Source organism: Demequina sp. (genome assembly GCF_016278775.1).
Classification (GTDB): Bacteria; Actinomycetota; Actinomycetes; order Actinomycetales; family Demequinaceae; genus Demequina.
Genome location: NZ_JADQBF010000029.1, coordinates 1 through 18,297 on the forward strand (window position 1 = coordinate 1; position 18,297 = coordinate 18,297).

At 66.6% G+C, this 18,297-nt stretch carries 16 protein-coding genes; 4 read left to right on the forward strand and 12 right to left on the reverse strand.

The features are described 5' to 3' along the window. Positions 1-158 precede the first annotated feature (158 nt). Positions 159-305 (reverse strand): GPGG-motif small membrane protein, encoded by a 147-nt coding sequence (locus QZZ33_RS04630; protein ID WP_291378507.1) that lies wholly within the window; start codon positions 303-305, stop codon positions 159-161. Between the two features lie 187 nt (positions 306-492). Here QZZ33_RS04630 and QZZ33_RS04635 point away from each other — a divergent pair, with 187 nt between their 5' ends. Both QZZ33_RS04635 and QZZ33_RS04640 read left to right on the forward strand, forming a co-directional pair. After that, the gene (locus QZZ33_RS04635) at positions 493-1,272 is read left to right on the forward strand and encodes a hypothetical protein (RefSeq protein WP_291378509.1); all 780 of its coding nucleotides are present in this window, start codon (positions 493-495) and stop codon (positions 1,270-1,272) included. A 31-nt stretch (positions 1,273-1,303) separates the two neighbouring features. After that, on the forward strand, positions 1,304-3,523 hold the full coding sequence (locus tag QZZ33_RS04640; RefSeq protein WP_291378511.1) for a sodium-translocating pyrophosphatase: 2,220 nt from the start codon (positions 1,304-1,306) through the stop codon (positions 3,521-3,523). Positions 3,524-3,594: 71 nt separating this feature from the next. Here QZZ33_RS04640 and QZZ33_RS04645 read toward each other — a convergent pair whose 3' ends face one another. The 9 genes from QZZ33_RS04645 to glgA all read right to left on the reverse strand — a co-directional run bounded on the left by QZZ33_RS04645 (position 3,595) and on the right by glgA (position 14,819). Continuing rightward, on the reverse strand, positions 3,595-4,140 hold the full coding sequence (locus tag QZZ33_RS04645; RefSeq protein WP_291378512.1) for a DUF3558 family protein: 546 nt from the start codon (positions 4,138-4,140) through the stop codon (positions 3,595-3,597). A 123-nt stretch (positions 4,141-4,263) separates the two neighbouring features. Next, positions 4,264-7,713: an error-prone DNA polymerase gene (locus tag QZZ33_RS04650; RefSeq protein WP_291378513.1), complete on the reverse strand. Its 3,450-nt coding sequence runs from the start codon at positions 7,711-7,713 to the stop codon at positions 4,264-4,266. After that, positions 7,706-9,409 carry a DNA polymerase Y family protein gene (locus QZZ33_RS04655; RefSeq protein WP_291378514.1) on the reverse strand — a complete coding sequence of 568 codons (1,704 nt, stop codon included), beginning with the start codon at positions 9,407-9,409 and terminating at the stop codon, positions 7,706-7,708. Before QZZ33_RS04655 ends, QZZ33_RS04650 begins: the two co-directional genes overlap by 8 nt. After that, positions 9,406-10,137, reverse strand: coding sequence for a hypothetical protein (locus QZZ33_RS04660; RefSeq protein ID WP_291378515.1), 732 nt, complete (start codon positions 10,135-10,137; stop codon positions 9,406-9,408). The genes QZZ33_RS04655 and QZZ33_RS04660 overlap by 4 nt, the downstream gene beginning before the upstream one ends. 135 nt (positions 10,138-10,272) lie before the next feature. After that, positions 10,273-11,070: an RNA methyltransferase gene (locus QZZ33_RS04665; protein WP_291378516.1), complete on the reverse strand. Its 798-nt coding sequence runs from the start codon at positions 11,068-11,070 to the stop codon at positions 10,273-10,275. 98 nt (positions 11,071-11,168) lie between these two features. After that, on the reverse strand, positions 11,169-12,236 hold the full coding sequence (locus QZZ33_RS04670) for an SPFH domain-containing protein (protein WP_291378518.1): 1,068 nt from the start codon (positions 12,234-12,236) through the stop codon (positions 11,169-11,171). Further along, positions 12,233-12,679, reverse strand: coding sequence for an NfeD family protein (locus QZZ33_RS04675; RefSeq protein WP_291378520.1), 447 nt, complete (start codon positions 12,677-12,679; stop codon positions 12,233-12,235). The genes QZZ33_RS04670 and QZZ33_RS04675 overlap by 4 nt, the downstream gene beginning before the upstream one ends. A gap of 140 nt (positions 12,680-12,819) precedes the next feature. After that, positions 12,820-13,605, reverse strand: coding sequence for an ABC transporter ATP-binding protein (locus tag QZZ33_RS04680; protein WP_291378521.1), 786 nt, complete (start codon positions 13,603-13,605; stop codon positions 12,820-12,822). An 11-nt stretch (positions 13,606-13,616) separates the two neighbouring features. Next, a complete protein-coding gene (gene glgA, locus QZZ33_RS04685; protein ID WP_291378523.1) occupies positions 13,617-14,819 on the reverse strand; it encodes a glycogen synthase in 1,203 nt (400 codons plus the stop codon). Between the two features lie 71 nt (positions 14,820-14,890). Here glgA and QZZ33_RS04690 point away from each other — a divergent pair, with 71 nt between their 5' ends. Next, positions 14,891-16,132: a glucose-1-phosphate adenylyltransferase gene (locus QZZ33_RS04690; protein ID WP_291378525.1), complete on the forward strand. Its 1,242-nt coding sequence runs from the start codon at positions 14,891-14,893 to the stop codon at positions 16,130-16,132. Positions 16,133-16,168: 36 nt separating this feature from the next. Continuing rightward, positions 16,169-16,804, forward strand: coding sequence for a phosphoserine phosphatase SerB (gene serB, locus QZZ33_RS04695; RefSeq protein ID WP_291378526.1), 636 nt, complete (start codon positions 16,169-16,171; stop codon positions 16,802-16,804). A 24-nt stretch (positions 16,805-16,828) separates the two neighbouring features. Here the strand turns inward: serB and QZZ33_RS04700 are convergent, their stop codons facing one another. Continuing rightward, a complete protein-coding gene (locus QZZ33_RS04700) occupies positions 16,829-17,779 on the reverse strand; it encodes a glycoside hydrolase family 88 protein (protein WP_291378527.1) in 951 nt (316 codons plus the stop codon). A gap of 9 nt (positions 17,780-17,788) precedes the next feature. Further along, positions 17,789-18,295, reverse strand: a complete 507-nt coding sequence (locus tag QZZ33_RS04705) for a histidine phosphatase family protein (protein WP_291378528.1) — start codon at positions 18,293-18,295, stop codon at positions 17,789-17,791. Between the last annotated feature and the right edge of the window lie 2 nt (positions 18,296-18,297).

The window sequence follows — 18,297 nt, forward strand, 5'->3', positions numbered from 1 at the left end:
GCACCTCAAGCTAGCGCGTCTGCCAATTCCGCCACCCGGACGAGTGGACTTGGGCACCCCTCAGGGCGCTCAAGCGCGACGGCAATGCTAGCACGCCGAGAACTCTCGACCGGCATGCGACAGACCGCCGACAGAGGTGGCAGACACGCCAGCGTTCGTCAGGTAAAGAGGCTCACGCCTCCTGGCCCAATCAGCAAGGCGGCCACAATGAGGAGGATGCCCCAAAGGATTTGGCGTTGGAAGAGTCGAACGATGCCGATGATTCCGACGATGACGGCAATGATCCACAAAATTGTGTCCCACATGACGTGTCCTTTCGTTGCTCTTGTCCTACTAGGGCGGTAACTTCGAAAAGTCCGATTCCATTCCGCAGTGGTCGCGAAAGCCGCCGCTGTGACCAACACCCTGACGTCTCAGGGACCAATGGCCCCACGCGCATGGTCTCTTGATCGATACGGTCAGTAGCGTCGTCACCGTCGACGGGAGCCAGCCATGACCACGTACCTGTATCTGTCCCTCATTCCAGAGGCACTCATCGCTTCGATGTTGCCTCCGGACGACTTCGGCCTGTACTACGCGATCGGGTCCGCCAAGCGTTCTCATGGCCAAGCCATCTTCTTCTCTGTTGATCGCTCCAAGCTTGGCGACGCTGACTTGCCCTTGGAGGACGCCGACGCCCGTTGCGTCGCTCACGCGGACGGCAGCCCCAAGAGGTCGCTCTACCTCTCGATCTATCGCGCCCTCGAGCGGGTACCCCGTGAGGCGCTGACGGCTCTTCATCTCGCCACCGACGATGGCAGGGTGCTCACCGTCGAGCCGCAAGAGTTCATCGAAGACGGCGAGGATCGGACTCACCTCTACCAAGAACTCTGCCCCGTCACTCCGCGCATCGTCTCGGCCCTCAATCCCGCGGAGTTTGCCGAGTTCCTCACGGGCGCTCAGAGCAACGTGCACGTGCCGCGCATCGTGTTTGCCGAACTCACCCTTGGAAACCTCAAGAACGACCCAGACCATCAGGACGTCGACAACCTGCCGTACCCCAACATCGGCCACTTGCGCGACTGCCTGCGTGAGCTCGCCGCGGCACCAGACAAGGCCACCAAGACTGTGTTGCGCCAGATGACTCAAGAGGTGCTCTTCCGCACCATCCGCAACGGCGTGTTCGTCGGAGATCCCACCGGCATCACGTCGTTCCCGTTGCCCAGCCAAGACGCCCTCGAGCGCGAACATCGCGCATGGTGGCGTTCCGCACAGTCCACTTTCGGCCAGTAGGCCACCTCTACCCGACACGAAAGGCCTCGTTATGCCCGCCTGGTTCTGGTTGGTACCCGTCGCATCGATCGTCGCCCTTGGCGCCGCGTACGGCTTCTTCAGGCAAATGATGAAGGAGTCAGAAGGCACTGAGACCATGGCGAGGATCGCTGCGCACGTTCGCGCTGGCGCGATCGCGTATCTCAAGCAGCAATACAAGGTTGTCGGCATTGTGCTGGTGTCGCTCACACTCGTGTTCTGTGTGCTCGCGTACGTGTTCCACATGCAGAACCCGTGGGTTCCGTTCGCGTTCCTCACCGGCGGACTGTTCTCCGGCTTGGCCGGGTTCATCGGCATGCGCACCGCCACCTACGCGTCCGCCCGCACCGCTAATGCCGCGCGCCAGTCCCTCAACCACGGCCTGCGTGTCGCCTTCCGCTCTGGAGCGGTCATGGGCCTGACCGTGGTGGGGCTCGGCCTGCTCGACATCGCGATCTGGTTCCTCGTGCTCACCCGCTACTACGGCACCGACGACGCCCAGCAGGTGGTCGTCATCACCACCACGATGCTGACATTCGGCATGGGTGCGGCCGTTCAGTCGCTGTTCGCCCGTGTCGGCGGCGGAATCTTCACCAAGGCTGCCGACGTTGGTGCAGACCTCGTCGGCAAGATCGAGGCGGGAATTCCTGAGGACGACCCCCGCAACCCGGCCACCATCGCCGACAACGTGGGCGACAACGTCGGCGACGTGGCAGGCATGGGTGCGGACCTCTACGAGTCCTACGTGGGCGTCATCCTCGCCTCTGCGGCGCTGGGTGCCGCCGCCTACCTCACCTCTGGTGCCGAGATTCAACTCAAGGCCGTCATTGCCCCCATGGTGATCGGGGCACTCGGCTCGCTACTGTCCGTGATCGGCGTGTTCTTGGTGAGCACCAAGGAGGGAGCGACCCCCAAGCAATTGCTTGCCTCGTTGGGACGCGGAGTCAACGGCTCGGCCGTCATGATCGCCGTGACGTCGCTCCTGGTACTCGCCATGATGGGAATGCCAAACCTGTGGGGACTGTGGTTGGCCCTTATCGTCGGACTGCTCACGGGAATCACGATTGGCCGCGCGGCCGAGTACTTCACCTCTCAGGGGTACAAGCCGACCATGCGCATCGCCGGAGCAGCCAAGACTGGCCCGGCCACCGTGATCATCGGCGGCATTGGTGAAGGAATGATGTCGGTCGCCATTCCTGTCCTCGCCGTGGTCTCAGGCACTGGCCTTGCCTACTTCTTTGGCTCGGGGTACTCCTTCGGCACCGACACCATGAGTCTCGGACTGTATGGCATCGGCATGGCCGCCGTCGGCATGTTGTCCACGCTCGGCATCACGCTCGCGACGGACGCCTACGGCCCCATCGCAGACAACGCTGGCGGCAACGCGGAAATGAGCGGGCTTCCGCCCGAGGTGCGCGAGCGCACCGACGCGCTCGACTCGCTGGGCAACACCACCGCAGCCACCGGCAAGGGCTTCGCGATCGGTTCGGCAGCACTGACCGGCATTGCGCTGCTCGCCTCCTACATCGAAGAGGTCAAGATCGGCATCTCGCACGTGCTCGACCGTGGCGTCGACTATGTGTTCCCCGACGGCTCGAGCATCGCCTCGACCGCCGTGGAGCAACTCGAAGGCCTCAGCTTGATGGAGATGATGACTCGGTACGAAGTAGTGCTCATCAACCCCAAGGTCATCATTGGCATGTTCAGTGGCGCCATGCTCGCCTTCCTGTTCTCCGGCATCACCATGAAGGCCGTGGGGCGTGCAGCGGGGCTCATGGTCGACGAGGTGCGGCGCCAGTTCCGTGACATTCCGGGAATCATGAGCGGCGACGCCGAGCCTGACTATGCACGGTGCGTCTCCATCTCCACCAAGGCGGCTCAGCACGAAATGATGTTCCCGTCGATTCTGGCGATTTCCGCACCCGTTGTCATCGGGCTGATCTTTGGGGTGCCTGGTGTTCTTGGCCTGCTGGCCGGCGCCGGCGCGGCCGGATTCTCCCTATCGATGTTTATGGCCAATACCGGTGGCGCCTGGGACAACGCCAAGAAGTACATCGAGGAAGGCCACCACGGTGGCAAGGGTTCCAAGGCTCACGAGGCCGCCGTCATCGGCGACACGGTGGGCGACCCCTTCAAGGACACCTCGGGCCCAGGTCTCAACATCCTGGTCAAGCTGATGTCCATGGAGGCGATCGTGGTCGCTGGCTTCACCGTCGCGGTGAGCCTGGTCTGACGCAATGCTTGGCGCACAGAGTGCGCCAAGCATTGGCAGGTCGTGGATGTGGTCCGGAGCCGGTGTGCAGGCTAGTCGAGCAGCAACTCGGCGGCCTGGACGCTCATGTCAAAGTTGATGTCGCCATCGAGACCGATCACGAACATCTGGTAGAAGTAGTGGCGGTCGCCTGGGTCTACGAACAGCCCGTCGTCCGAGGTGCGCCAGGCCCGCTCACCGAGTCCGTCGATGGGTTCGACGCCGAAGTCGTTGGACTCGAGGGCCGAGTCCCACTGGTCGAGGGCGCGTGCGGAGACGTAGAGGTCGCGCCCGTTGCTCTCGGCACCCCAGCTACAGGCGCCAAGGGAGTAGCTCGAGGGCGAGTCGGGGCTCGGCTCGCGCAGGTCGTCCTCCAGCAGCGCGGCCACCTCGGCGGAATCCAGGAGCTCACACACCTCGACCGGAGCCTCGGGGTCTTCCGGCGCGGCCTCGGTGGTCTGGGTGGTCTCGGTCGCGTCATCGGCCGTGGCGTCCTGCGACTCCTCCGCTGGGACCTGCGGTTCGCCGCCGCACGCCGTGAGAGCGAGGGCGCCTGTGAGCGCGATAGCGATGGTCGATGGACCTGTGCGGATCGTCATGGAACTCCTTCCACTGGATACGTGACTGGACGGTCTGGGGTGTTCCTTCTTCACGCTATCAACGCGATGATGCTAGGCGCGAAACGCTTGCACTTCCGGTCGCCTGGCGCTCTGTCAGCCCCCCTACTGGAAGTCGCGGCTCTTCGCGGGAACCTTGAGGCTGAGCGGGGCCAAGTGCTCCGCTACCAGGTTCGTGGCGCCGTCGGCACGCTCGATGCGTCCCCTGATGACGAGAGCTGGCGACCGCCTGGCGACCGCCTGAAAGCGTCTCCAGACCCCTTGAGAGCAGATGACGTTGAGGAAGCCCGTCTCGTCTTCCAACGAGATGAAGGTGACTCCCTTGGCGGTACCAGGACGCTGCCGATGCGTCACCACGCCCGCCACGCTCACGCGACGCTCCGCCTCATGCCCCAGCACACCCGCGACAGTAAGCACGCCGTTGCTGGTGAGTCCCTCCCGCACGAACACCGTGGGGTACGTGTCGACAGACACCCCGTGGGCCCAGACATCGGCCACGGCCTCTTCGACGGGCGACATGCCTGGCAGGGTGGGCGCCCGCACTCCAGGCACCACGCCCTGCAACGTGTCGGGCCCCTCAAGCGCCAGCACCCCCGCGGCCCACAGCCCCTCGCGGCGCGTCACTCCGAGAGTCTCGAGCGCGCCAGAGGTGGCGAGCGCCTCCCACTGCGCCTTGCTGAGCGGCTTGGCTCCGACATCGGCGAGCAAGGCGTCCGATGCCCCACTGGCGGCATCAACGGCCTGCGAGTGCGCCCGCAGCACGGCCCCCTGGAAGCCCCCTGGCCGCACCCGCACCCGCCTGGCCATGTCGGGCAGCGACGTGAACGGCCCCTGTGCGCGCGCGTCGACGATGGCCTGCGCGGCATCGTCCCCCAGCCCCCGCACGGCGGCGAGGCCCATGCGCACGGCCAGGTGCCTGTCGACCATCGACAGCGAGGTCATGTCGGCGCGCGCCTCTTCTGGGGTGTTGAACGGTTCGTCGAGCCTCTCCACTCGAGCCAGCACCTCTGAGCGTGCCACGCACGGCCTGAGCACCACCTGACCGTGACGCCTGGCGTCCGCCGTGAGCGACTGCGGGCTGTAGAAGCCCATGGGTTGCGCGGCCAAGAGACCCGCGTAGAACGCCGCGGGTTTGTGAACCTTGAGCCAGCTGGAGGCGTACACCAGGTATGCGAAGGAGAACGAGTGAGACTCGGGGAATCCGAAGTCGGAGAACGCCTTGAGCTTGTCGAAGATCTGATGCGCCACCTCGGCGGTGATGCCTCGCTCGTGTGCGCCCACCATGAAGCGTGCGCGCAGCGCCTCCATGCGCTCAGGCGAGCGCTTGGAGCCCATGGCGCGGCGCAGCTGATCGGCCATGGCCCCGTCAAAGCCCGCACAGTCCATCGCCATCTGCATGAGTTGCTCTTGGAACAGCGGCACGCCGAGAGTCTTGCCCAGCGACTTCTCCAGCAGCGGGTGGAGGTAGGTGACTTCCTCGCGTCCGCGCGCCCTGTTGATGTACGGGTGCACCGAGCCGCCCTGGATGGGTCCCGGCCGGATCAGAGCGACCTCCACCACGATGTCGTAGAACCTGCGGGGTCGCAGTCGCGGCAGCGTGGCCATCTGCGCGCGGGATTCCACTTGGAACACGCCCACGGTGTCTGCTGCACACAGCAGGTCGTACACGGCTGGGTCCTCTTGAGGCAGCGAGTGCAGGCCCAGTTCTTGACGCTCGGTGTCCGCCACGTAGCGGAACGCGTACTTGAGGGCCGACAACATGCCCAGGCCCAGCAGGTCGAACTTCACCAGCCCGGCGTCGGCGCAGTCGTCCTTGTCCCACTGCAGCACCGTGCGGCCAGGCATGCGTGCCCATTCCACGGGGCACACGTCCACCACCGGCCTGTCGCACAGCACCATGCCGCCCGGGTGAATGCCCAGGTGCCGGGGCAGGCGCAGGAACCGCTCGGCAAGGTCCACCACCGGCTCAGGGATGTGATCGAGCGACTGCACAGGCTGCGGCTCCGGCCACATGGCGTCTCGCTGCCTGGCAGCCCACGCCGCCTCCGCCTCCTGATCGGTGCGCAGGGTCGACCACCTGTCGATCGACTTTGACCAGGCGTCTTGCTGGCCGACGTCGTAGCCCAGCGCCTTGGCGGCGTCCCTGACGGCAGACCGGGGACGGTATTGGATGACGTTGGCCACCATGGCGGCGTTGATGCGTCCAAAGCGTTGAAAGACGTACTGGATGACCTCTTCCCGCCTGTCGGACTCGATGTCCACGTCGATGTCTGGCGGGCCATCCCGCTCCGGCGCGAGGAAGCGTTCGAACAGCAGTCCGTGGGTCACGGCGTCCACCGCGGTGACGCCGAGCGCGAAGCACACGGCCGAGTTTGCGGCCGATCCACGCCCCTGGCACAGGATGTCGGCGCGCCTGCAGAAGTTCACGATGTCATGCACGATGAGGAAGTAGCCGGGAAAGTCGAGCTCCTCGATCACGGTCAGCTCGTGTTCGATCTGCTTCCACGCGCCCCGAATCCTTTCGGCCTCTGGCGGTCCGTAGCGCTCACGGGCTCCCCTGTAGGTGAGTTCGCGCAGCCACGACGCCTCCGTGTGGCCCTCCGGCACGGGATACGGCGGGAGCTGCGGGGCCACTAGGTGCAGGTCGAAGGCCGCCTCCGCGCCCAGCCGGGAGGCAGTGGTGACGGCCTGGGGGTGCCGCCGATGTCTCCATCTCATCTCCCCTGCGCTACGCAGATGCGCGCCTGGGCTTCCCGGCAGCCAGCCGTCCATGTCGTCAAGAGACGAGCGCGCCCGCACGGCCGCGAGGGCCGCCGCCAGGTCAGCGTCCCGCGGAGTCGCGTAGTGCGCGTTGGTGGTCGCCACGAGCGGCAGCCCTGCGTCGAACGCGAGGTCGGCAAGGGCATCGTTGATCTCGGAATCGTGGGGCTGGCCGGTGTCGGTGATCTCCACGGCCACGCCCTCGCGGCCAAACAGCGCGGCGAGTCTGTCCAGTTCCCCTTTGGCGGCCGCGAAGCCCTCCCTTGTCACTCCCCTGGCATGAGCGTCTGGCCCTACCCCCGGTACCCCGATCCCGGCGAGGGCTCGCCGTACCGAGCCCTTGCGGCAGCCGGTGAGCACCAGGAACTGCCCGCCCCCCGCCTCGGCGATCCCCTCAAGCGTGTAGTGCGCCTTGCCCTTCTCGCCAGCGGCCAGGTGTGCCATGCCGATGGTGCGGGACAGTCGCGCGTATCCGTCGGCGCCGCGAGCGAGCACCACCAGGTGGGTGCCGCGCGGATCGGGTGTGCCGGTGGGCGCGTCCAGCACGGGGGCGCCTGCTTTGCCATCAGGGGCGGGCAAGTGCAGTTCCGCGCCAAAGATGGTGGGCAGCCCCACGGCACGGGCGGCATTGGCGAAGCGCACTACCCCGTACAGGCCGTCGTGATCGGTGAGTGCCATCGCCGACAGCCCGAGGCGTCCTGCCTCTGCCGCCATCTCTTCCGGCTGGCTGGCACCGTCGAGAAAACTGAAGGCGCTGTGGGCGTGCAGCTCCGCGTAGTCGACACACTCAGTCATAGACGGCCTCGAGCATCCAGCGCCCCTCCTGAAGGGCGACCAGAAGCGTCACCTCGGACTGCCCGTCCTCTCCGCGCAGCGCCACCTGTAGAAAGGCACGCCTAGAGGCCTCCCCCGACCACCACCGCTCCACGATGGGCCACGGGCCTGCCCACGCCTCCACTGGCAAAGGCGGCGCCCACACGGGGCCGTCGTCGCCACCTACATGGCCCGATGACGGGTGACGATGCGCGGCACGTGCCACCCTGTCGCGAGGGTCGGCCTGGAGGCGCACCCAGGTGGGTGGAGCGCTCACTGCCAGGCGCCTGTCGACCCGCACGGGGCTTCCGCCAGCGTCGAGCACGTGAATCTCGAGCGGCACTGGGAGCACCGTCGCCGGTGCGGGGTCGGGGATGCGGCCAGGCCACGGGTGGCTGACCCTCCGTGCCGGCTCACCTTCTTGACCCCAGGCGAGCGAGTGGACCCGGTCGCGTGGGGTGCGGCCGCCTTGCTCCGCCACTGCAAGCACGCCCTCCGCTCCCAATAGCCCTTGCACTCGTTCAAGGGCCCGGTGAGCCCTGGCGTCGGCCCCTGACGTGCCGCCCCACAGGAACGACTGTTCTGATCCGAGCGGCACCACATCTTCTGCCGTGAGCGTGAGCGCCGTGAGTGGCGCGGGCTGCGGCCCAGCGGCGGTGCCGGACAGCCATCCCTCCAACTGCCAGCGCACCCTGTCGGCCATGTGCTTGGAGAAGGCGCCAGAGCGGCTTCCCACATCGGTGCGCCACACCCTCACCAGTTCTTCACCCGTCACGGTGCGGGCGCCGATGCGCACGCGGGAGCATCGCGAGGCGGCCGCCAGCAAGGCGGTGTCGAGTTGCTCCGCGACGTAGGCGGCCACCAGGGCGAGCTGCTCGACCCTTTCCGCGGGATCCTCGAACACATACTCGACGCCGATGTCGCCCTCTGCGCGCCTCAGCACGGGAGGGGCGACATCTTCACCCCGTGCCATGCGTTGCGCCCACGCGCCCACGTGCCCAAAGCGGGCCACGACGTCGGCGGCGGGAAGTGCGGTGAAGTCGCCCAGCGCGGTCAGCCCCAGCCGCGTCAGCACGCTGACGAGGTCCTCCACCTCGATGCGCTGGGTGCGCTCCATGGCGGCGTGCACCAAGGCACCCACCGGCAGGGGCGCCAGAAAATCGTGGGACTGGCCGCGCTCGATGAGCGCGTTCGCCCTGGCGGCCATCACGGCGGCGAGCAGCCCGTCGGCAATGCCCACGGCTGACTCGCAGCCGGCGTCTTCCGCCACCTGGGTCACGAGCGCCTCGGCAAGCGCCTCTTCGGAGCCATGAAAACGCGCGGCGCCCTCTGAGGGGATCATGAGCAGGCCAGGGCGCGAGATTTCGACCCCCGCGACCACCTGCTCCGCTGCGGCAGCGACGGCCTCGAATTCGCGGGCGTCCCTACCCTCGTCGTGAGGGAGAATCTCGAGTTCTGGACAGGCCCTCTGGGCCAGGCGCTTGCGCATGCCCCTGCGCACCCCTGCGGCGCGTGCCGCCGCGGACACGGCCAGCATCCCCCTACCGTGCAGCACCGCTGCGGGGGCGTCAGCGCTGAGTCCCGCCTGAGTCATGGCGGCCACCACTGGCCAATCGGGCACCCACAGGACGACGCGGCGCACGGTCACCACGGCGGCGTCGCGCAAGGGGGCACTCATGCGGCACCCGTGCCAAGTGCCCTGTCCCCGACCGCGCTGCTCCCGACCACACTGTCCCCCACGGCCGCGCGCCTGGCGCTACCACCGGACCCCACCGGTGGGTCACCCGCGTCGAGGGTGATGATCATGCGCCTGGTAGCCCCCACCGAGCGACCGGAGATCGCCACGGTGACGTCCCGCTCGCGCAGACGGCCCTCCCCGGCCCCCAGACCACTCCACCGAGACTTCTCGACCGTCAACTGGACGTGGGCGCCCGTCCATGAGCCCCCGACCACCATCACGCAGCCGCGCTCCCTTGCGCGGCCGGCGAGTCGCCTGCGGTCGGCGTCTGACAATGCGATTCCCTGCCCCACCATCACTACGTCCATGCCGTCGATGCACGCCCCCAGTGCGGCGGGGGCTTGCGCCCCAGGGTACGGGATCAGGGCCAGCCGATCCAGGTCGATGCCACGCCGCGCCGCCGCGAGCAGGCCCACGTGCGGCATGCCTACCATGGCGGTCCACGCGCCCTCTTTCGAGGCCCGCGCCACCAGAGCAAGCAGGAGCGACGTCGATCCCTCGACCGCAATCACCTTTCCCCTGCGCAAGCCGTGCGGCAGCACAGGAGCAAGCGCCTCGTCCAGAGCGAGTGCGGGGCCCTCCGCCGCCTTACGGTCGGCTCCCATGCGCGATTCGACGGCGCTCAGTGCGGCGCGGGCGGCGGCCAGGCGAGTGCCTTGAGTGTCCACGGTCACCTCCCGAGCGGTCGCTTACGGGGCGGCGGATCGACCCGCGCGCCATTCGAACATGTGTTCGATTCTGCCACGAATGGCGGACATGCGCGAGCGCGGGTGACGGTGGCCACACACCTCCAGGGCGCGTCTCTAGCGGCGCAAGGCCCACACAGCAACGGCCGACGCTGCGGCCACGTTGAGGGAGTCCACTGACCCCGCCATGGGGATGGTGACGACGTGATCGGCGGCCGCAAGCGCGTCGCGCGACAGCCCATCCCCCTCCGCCCCCATCACGAGGGCGACCCGCTCGTGACCGGCGGCGGCGAAGTCCCCCAGGGACACTGCGTCGTCCGCTAGCGCCAAGGCTGCGACCGTGAAGCCCGCCTGGCGCAGCTCGTCCAGGCCCGCAGGCCACGGCTCGATGCGCGTCCACGGCACCTGAAACACTGTGCCCATAGAGACCTTGACCGCCCGCCTGTAGAGGGGGTCGGCGCACGTGGGCGAGACGAGCACGGCATCGGCGCCGAGTCCCGCGACAGACCGGAACGCCGCGCCAACGTTGGTGTGATCCACGATGCCGTCGAGCACCACTACCAGGCGGGCATCCCTCACGACGTCGGCGACCGTGGGGAGATCGGGACGATGCATGGCGGCCAGGGCGCCGCGGTGGACGTCGTAGCCGGTAACGGATTCGAGCACGGGCGGCGGGGCCACATAGATGGGCGTGCCTTGATCGACGAGGGGTTCGATGGACGCGAGCCAGCGCTCGCTCACCAGCACCGAGCGCGGCCGGTGGCCAGCAGCGAGCGCCCTGCCGATCACCTTGGCGCCCTCTGCCATGTACAGGCCTTGCTGCGGCTCAATGCGTCGCCGCAACGCGATATCGGTGAGGCTGCGATAGTCCGCCAGCCGCTCATCGGCGACGGAGTCGACTCTGATCACGGCCACTCGCACAGTGTGGCATCATCCGCGTGGCGGAGGCGATTTCGGGCCGGACGCGACGAAGCCCCGGAGCAGCAGCTCCGGGGCTTCGCGTGACTTGAGGCCTACTGGCCCTTCGAGGCGTTCGGATCGAACGGCTTGCCTGACAGGGTGCCAGAGCTGTTCGCGTCCGATGTGGCGTCCTCCACGTCGCGCTTGGCCTGAGCGAGCGCCTCGCGCGGGTCGGCAAGAGCGGAGGTGATGTTGGTGCGCTTCTTGCGGTTCGGGCTGGCCTTGAGCGGCTCGGGGTCCTCCTCGACGCCAAACGCGGCACTGATCGACTTGAGCGCGCCCGTGAACTCGGTGGGAACGAACCACACCTTGTTGGACTCGTTCTTGGCGATCTCCGGCAGCATCTGCAGGTACTGGTACGCCAGCAGCTTGCTGTCCGCGTCACCCTCGTGGATGGCCTCGAACACCTGCAGAATGGCTCGCGACTCGCCCTCTGCGCGGAGGATGCGCGATTGCGCCTCTCCCTCTGCCGTCAGGATGGCCGACTGCTTCTCTCCCTCTGCAGTGAGGATCTTGGACTGCTTGACACCCTCTGCCGTGAGGATCGCCGCACGGCGGTCACGCTCTGCACGCATCTGCTTTTCCATCGAGTCCTTGATGGACATGGGCGGCTCGATGGCCTTGAGCTCGACGCGGTTGACGCGAATGCCCCACTTGCCGGTGGCCTCGTCGAGCACACCGCGCAGTTGACCGTTGATCTGGTCGCGCGAGGTGAGCGTCTGCTCGAGGTCCATGGTGCCGACGATGTTACGCAGCGTCGTCGTGGTGAGCTGCTCCACACCGGTGATGTAGTTGGCGATCTCGTAGATGGCCGACTTGGGCTCCGTGACCTGAAAGTAGATCACCGAGTCGATGTCCACCACCAGGTTGTCGGACGTGATGACCGACTGCGGCGGGAACGAGTAGACCAGCTCGCGCAGGTCGACCTTGGCGCGCACGCGGTCGATGAACGGCACCAAGAAGTGCAGTCCGGCGTCGAGAGTGCGGTTGTAGCGACCAAGACGCTCGACCAAGTAGGCCTGCGTCTGGTGCACGACGATGATGGCTCGCGCGATTGCCGAGATGACAAAGATGGCAACAAAGGCGATCAGGGCGAGCCCCACGAATGCTTCAGGGTTCATGCTGTGTACTCCTCTTCCGGGACGACGATGGCCGTCGCTCCCACGATCTTGACAACGATGACTTCAGCGCCCTCAGGAATGACAGCGGCGTCGTCCACGATGCGAGCGGACCACACCTCGCCGCGCAGCTTCACACGACCGCTGGTCTCGGTGATCTCATCGATCGTGCGCGCCTTGGTGCCGACGGCCGCCTGCACATTGGTCTCCACAAAATCGACTCCGCGCTTACGCATCGACCTCAGCAACCACGGCCTCAGCGCCATCATCAGCAGGGCCGCCACCACAAGCGCGACCACCGCCGCAAGCACGACCGATCCCCCCGCGAGCACGACGACGCCGCCAGCAATGGCGCCTCCCGCGAGCATGAGGAACGTCAGATCGAGGGTGAAAATCTCGACGACGCCCAACACGGCTGCCGCCACGAACCACCACAATGAAGCCATGTCAACTCCTTTCAGTTCGGACGCTACCAGGCTGGACGCTGCGGCGAATCGGCCGCGGGATGGACGTCACTGATCATCCCTGCGAAGGACCCAACGCCGTCGACGTTGCATACCTGATCAACCCCCCGTTGAGTCATACTCTAGGCCGATCTGCGCGCCGTCCAGCGCCCGTCTTGAGCGAAGAGTTGGAGCGGCAACCCGTAGGTCTGAGACAGGTTGGCGCTCGTCAGCGTGTCGCCAAGGGCGCCCTTGGCAACGATCCTGCCGTCGCGCAAGAGCAAGGCATGCGTGAAGCCGGTGGGAACCTCTTCGACGTGGTGCGTCACCATGACGATCGCGGGCGACCTTCTGTCACCAGCGAGCTCAGTGAGGGCAGACAGCAGTTCTTCTCGACCGCCCAAGTCGAGGCCCGCAGCAGGCTCATCGAGCAACAAGAGTTCGGGGTCGGTCATGAGGGCGCGCGCGATCTGAACCCGCTTGCGCTCCCCCTCGCTCAGCGTCTCGAAGGTCCGGTGCGCGAAGGCGTGCATGCCGAAGGCGGACAACAGATCCTCTGCGCGCACCTCATCAACCCGCTCGTACTCCTCTCGCCACCGACCAGTGACGCCGTGAGCGGCCGTCATCACGATGTCGTGCACTGTCTCGTCCGGCGGGATGCGGTCGGCCAGCGCAGCAGACGCGAGACCCACTCGAATACGCAACTCGTTTGTGTCTGCATCGCCGAGTTGCTCGCCCAGAATCCGGGCAGTGCCCGTGGTGGGGTGCGCGCGCGCGGAGCACACCGTCATGAGGGACGTCTTGCCGGCACCGTTGGGCCCAAGAATCACCCAACGATCGGTGGGTTCAACGCTCCAGGTGATGCCGTCAAGTACCTGGTTGTCTCCGCGGCGCAGCGTGACATCGTCAAGCCGCAGGACTTCGCTCATATCGGTCGAGCCTAGCCCAGAACGTCGCGGTAGACCTCAAGGGTGCGTTCTGCGATCGTGTCCCACGAGAAGTGGTCGGTGGCGCGTTGACGGCCAGCCTTGCCCATCGCCTTCGCCGCATCGAGATCGGAGACCATGGCGTTGACGGCGGCCGCAAAGTCGGCGGCGTACTGCTCCGGGTCCGTCGGCGTCCCCGTGCCGTCTTGCACCTGGTCGATCGGCACGAGCATTCCCGTCACGCCGTGGTCCACCACCTCGGGGATGCCGCCGGTGGCCGTCGCGACCACTGGAAGGCCCACCGCCATCGCCTCAAGGTTGACGATGCCGAGCGGCTCATACACGGAGGGGCAGACGAACGCAGTACACGCGTCCAGCACTGCCACCAACTGCGCTCGCGGCAGCATCTCTTCGATCCAGATGACGCCGCCGCGCTCCTCTTGCAGCTTGGTGACCGCACCAGAGACCTCTTGAGCAATCTGCGCCGTGTCTGGCGCCCCTGCGCACAACACCACCTGGATGTCCTCTGGCAACTGCTCGACGGCCTTGAGAAAGTACGGCAGGCCTTTCTGACGCGTGATGCGACCGACGAACACGATGGCTGGCCGCGACGGGTCGATGCCGTATCGGGCGACGACGGCGTCGGCCGCGGAACGCTCTTCATCACCGGCTGGAGCGGCCCACGCGTCGACGTCGATCCCGTTGTGCACCACGTACACCTTCGAGGGATCGACGTTCGGGTAGCAGCGCAACACATCGGACTTCATGCCTTCTGACACGGCGATGATGCCGTCGGCCGCCTCGTAGGCGGTCTTCTCGATCCAACTGGAGACGCGGTACCCGCCACCAAGTTGTTCCGCCTTCCAGGGCCGCAAGGGCTCGAGCGAGTGTGCGCTCACCACGTGCGGGATGCCGTGCAGCGTCTTGGCGAGGTGCCCGGCCATGTTCGCGTACCAGGTGTGCGAGTGCACCAAGTCGGCTCCTGCGCAGTCGTGAGCCATGGGCAGGTTGTGCGCGATCACGTCGAGCGAGGCGTCTCCCACTCCGCCCCCAAGCGCGGTGTAGCCGGTGACGCCTGGCTCCTCGCGCGGGCCGTCAAAGGCCCGTACTCTCACCTCGACGTGTTCGCGAAGCACTCTTGCCAACTCATTGACATGGACACCCGCGCCTCCGTAGACGTGAGGCGGGTATTCACGGCTGAGAATGTCGATGCGCATGGTCCCACCGTAATCGTTTCGTCGCGTGTGTGGTCTGTGCGACGCGGTCACGTGGCACCTATGCTGGACATATGTCAGAGCCGAAAGTACTTGCCATCGTCCTCGCGGGAGGTGAGGGCAAGCGCCTGATGCCCCTCACCGCAGCACGGGCCAAGCCGTCCGTGCCTTTCGGGGGAACGTACCGACTTGTCGACTTCGCCCTGTCGAACCTGGTGAACTCGCGATACCTGCACATCGTGGTGCTGACGCAATACAAGTCGCACTCGCTCGACCGCCACATCGCGCGCACGTGGCGGATGTCTCCGCTGCTGGGCAACTACGTGGCGCCCGTACCCGCGCAGCAACGACGTGGCAAGCATTGGTATTTGGGCAGCGCTGACGCGATCTACCAGTGCGTCAACATCATCGAGGACGAGCGTCCAGACATCGTCGTGATCGTGGGCGCAGACCACGTGTACCGGATGGACTTCTCCCAGATGGTGGACGCCCACATCGCCTCCGGCGCCGACTTCTCGGTGGCCGGCATCCGCCAGCCGATCGAGATGTCGGACCAGTTTGGCGTGATCGACGTCGATCCCTCGAGCAAGCATCTCGTGCGTGCGTTCCTCGAGAAGCCCACCAACCCAGACGGCCTGCCGGACAGCCCGCAAGAGATCCTCGCCTCGATGGGCAACTACGTCGCTTCCGTCGGACCCTTGCTGGAGGCGCTCAAGGACGACGCCGAGAACGAGTCATCGAAGCACGACATGGGCGGCGACATCGTCCCCTACTTTGTCGACAAGGGCACGTGCGGCTTCTACGACTTTGTTGACAACGACGTACCCGGCTCGACGGCTCGCGACAAGGACTACTGGCGAGACGTGGGAACGATCGATTCCTACTACGACGCGCACATGGATCTCATCGCCGTGATGCCTGTGTTCAACGTCTACAACGACAAGTGGCCGCTTCACCAAGGACTCATCACGCAGCCACCCGCGAAGTTCATCCACTCTGAAGAGGGCCGCATGGGTCACGCGGCCGACTCCGTTGTCTCCCCTGGCGTCATCGTGTCAGGAGCGACTGTCACCGGCTCGGTACTGTCCCCAGGAGTGCGTTTGCACTCGTGGTCAACGGTGTCAGATTCCGTGCTCCTCGACGACGTCGTGGTGGACCGTCACGCCCAGGTGCACCGCGCCATCCTTGACAAGAACGTGGTGGTCGAAGAGGGCGCGCGCGTCGGAATCGATCGGGAGGCGGATATCGCTCGCGGCTTCACCGTCACGGAATCCGGACTGACCGTTGTCGCGAAGAACACCGTGATCCCCAGATGAGCGCGGTGTTCCCCACATGAGCGCAGTGATCGCCGGATGAAGACACGGCGCCTGATCCTTCTCGACGTCGATTCGACCCTCATCCGCCACGAAGTGATCGAGCTTCTCGCGGCGCGCGCAGGCACTCAGGTGCAGGTCGCGCAGATCACGGAGCGCGCCATGCGCGGAGAGATTGACTTCGCCGCGTCGCTCGCCGACAGGGTGGCCACGCTCAAGGGGTTGCCGACCACAGTTATCCAAGAGGTCGCGGAGCAGGTCGAACTCACTCCTGGCGCCCGGGAGTTGCTCGACGAGGCCCGTGCCGCTGGCTGGACTGTCGCGCTCGTCTCCGGCGGTTTCGAAGAGGTGGTCTCCTCGATCGCGCGCAGCGTGTCAGTGGATCTGTACCTCGCAAACAGACTTGAGGTGGAGCAGGGGCACCTCACCGGACGCACCGTGGGGCCCGTGATCGACCGCCACGCGAAGGCCGTCGCGCTCGCCGCCTTTGCGCGTGCCTCAGGCGTCGCCCTGCGCGACACGGTCGCGGTGGGCGACGGCGCCAACGATCTTGACATGATGGCGGCTGCGGGCCTGTCCGTGGCTTTCGCCGCGAAGCCAGTGGTGCGCGCGGCGGCCGACATCGTCATCGACGGGCCTCGCCTCGACGCCGCGTGGCCGCTCATCTCCGCCTGAGTCAACCAGAGACAACCCTGGCGGTCACGTCACCCGAAGCGACGCGACGTGCGCCATGATCGCGAAAGCCTGAGCCTCTGCCGACGTGCCCTCCGTCTCGAAATGTGGGGCCCCACACACGCCGCGCACCACGCCGTCGGCGTCGACGCGCGACAGCGCCGCCTCCAGCCACCGCGTCGCACGGTGAACGTAGTCGGCGGGTAGCCATCCCTCAGCCACGCCGGTGAAGGCCGTGTAGGCGCACATGAGCCCCGCGGTGCCGTCGGTGAAGGTCGCCGAGTCGTCGAGGACATCATGGAACCTGCCACCGGCGCTCTGATGGCGCGATATGGCGTCAAGCAGGTCTCTGGTGTCTCGCTGCCACCTGGCCCGCATCTCGGCAGGCACGGCCTCGCCGCCGACGCTGAGCGCCCTGGCCATCCCCGCCGCGGCCCAGCCGTTGCCAGACGCCCAGAACGCCCCACGCACGTGCTCCCCTGAGACGGTGTCGACCCTGTGCCTGTACAGGCCGGAGTTCGTGTCCCAGAGATGCTCGCGGTGCATGCGGTACTGCATGTCGGCTGGTGCCACATCGCCGGTGAGCACCAGCAACGGCACCACCATGTAGATCGAGTCGACCCACACCTCCGTGCTCCCCGCGAGGTGCCACACGACGCCCTCGTCGTCTCGTGGCGAGAACCTCAGGAACCACCAGCGCTGGCGTTCGAGCGCCTCTGCGGCGCGCGCGTCCCCTTGCGCGGCCAGCGCGGCGACGGCCTCACCCAGGCAGCCTCCGTTGACCAGCCCGGCATCGCCGGTGGCCGCGAGTCGGCCGTCTGCGTCTTGGTGCTCGAGCGCATCGCGAGCGATCGCCGCGGCAAGATCCGTCCGACCACTGTCGAGAGCGGCCTGAGAGGCAACCCCCTGCTCCCACGCGAGACGCTGCATGGGCAGCAGAGCGCTCCACAGCCGATCGATCAGGTCGCCGTCAGTCACTGCGAGCCCTTAGGCAGGCTTTCCCTCGACCACGTCGACGAGCCGCGCGGCGTTGGGGCCGATCTCAGGCCACGGGGTGTCGAACTCGAGGACCGCGGCCGCCGCCGTGGACATGCCCAGCGAGACCCGCTGCAACGGCTGCTTGAGGGATCCTGGCCCCGACAACCACGCGGCAACGTGCGATGTGGTCGGCTCGTGACCCACGACCAGCAAGGTCTCCACCTCGCCCACCCGCGCAAGCACCGAGATGAATCGATCCCGCGCGGACTCATAGAGATCCTCCTCGATGCGCAGCTCGACGTCGCCCAGCACACTCGCCATGCGCTTGAAGGTCTGCACCGTGCGATTCGACGAGGACACGAGAGCCACATCGGGACGTAGCCCCTTCGCTTGCAGTCTCTCGGCAAGCCGTCCGGCCGCGTCCCGCCCCTCCATGGTGAGGGCGCGCGAGTGATCGTCGAGGCCAGCCTGAGGAGCTTCTGCCTTGGCGTGTCGGGCCAGAATGAGGGTGGGCACCG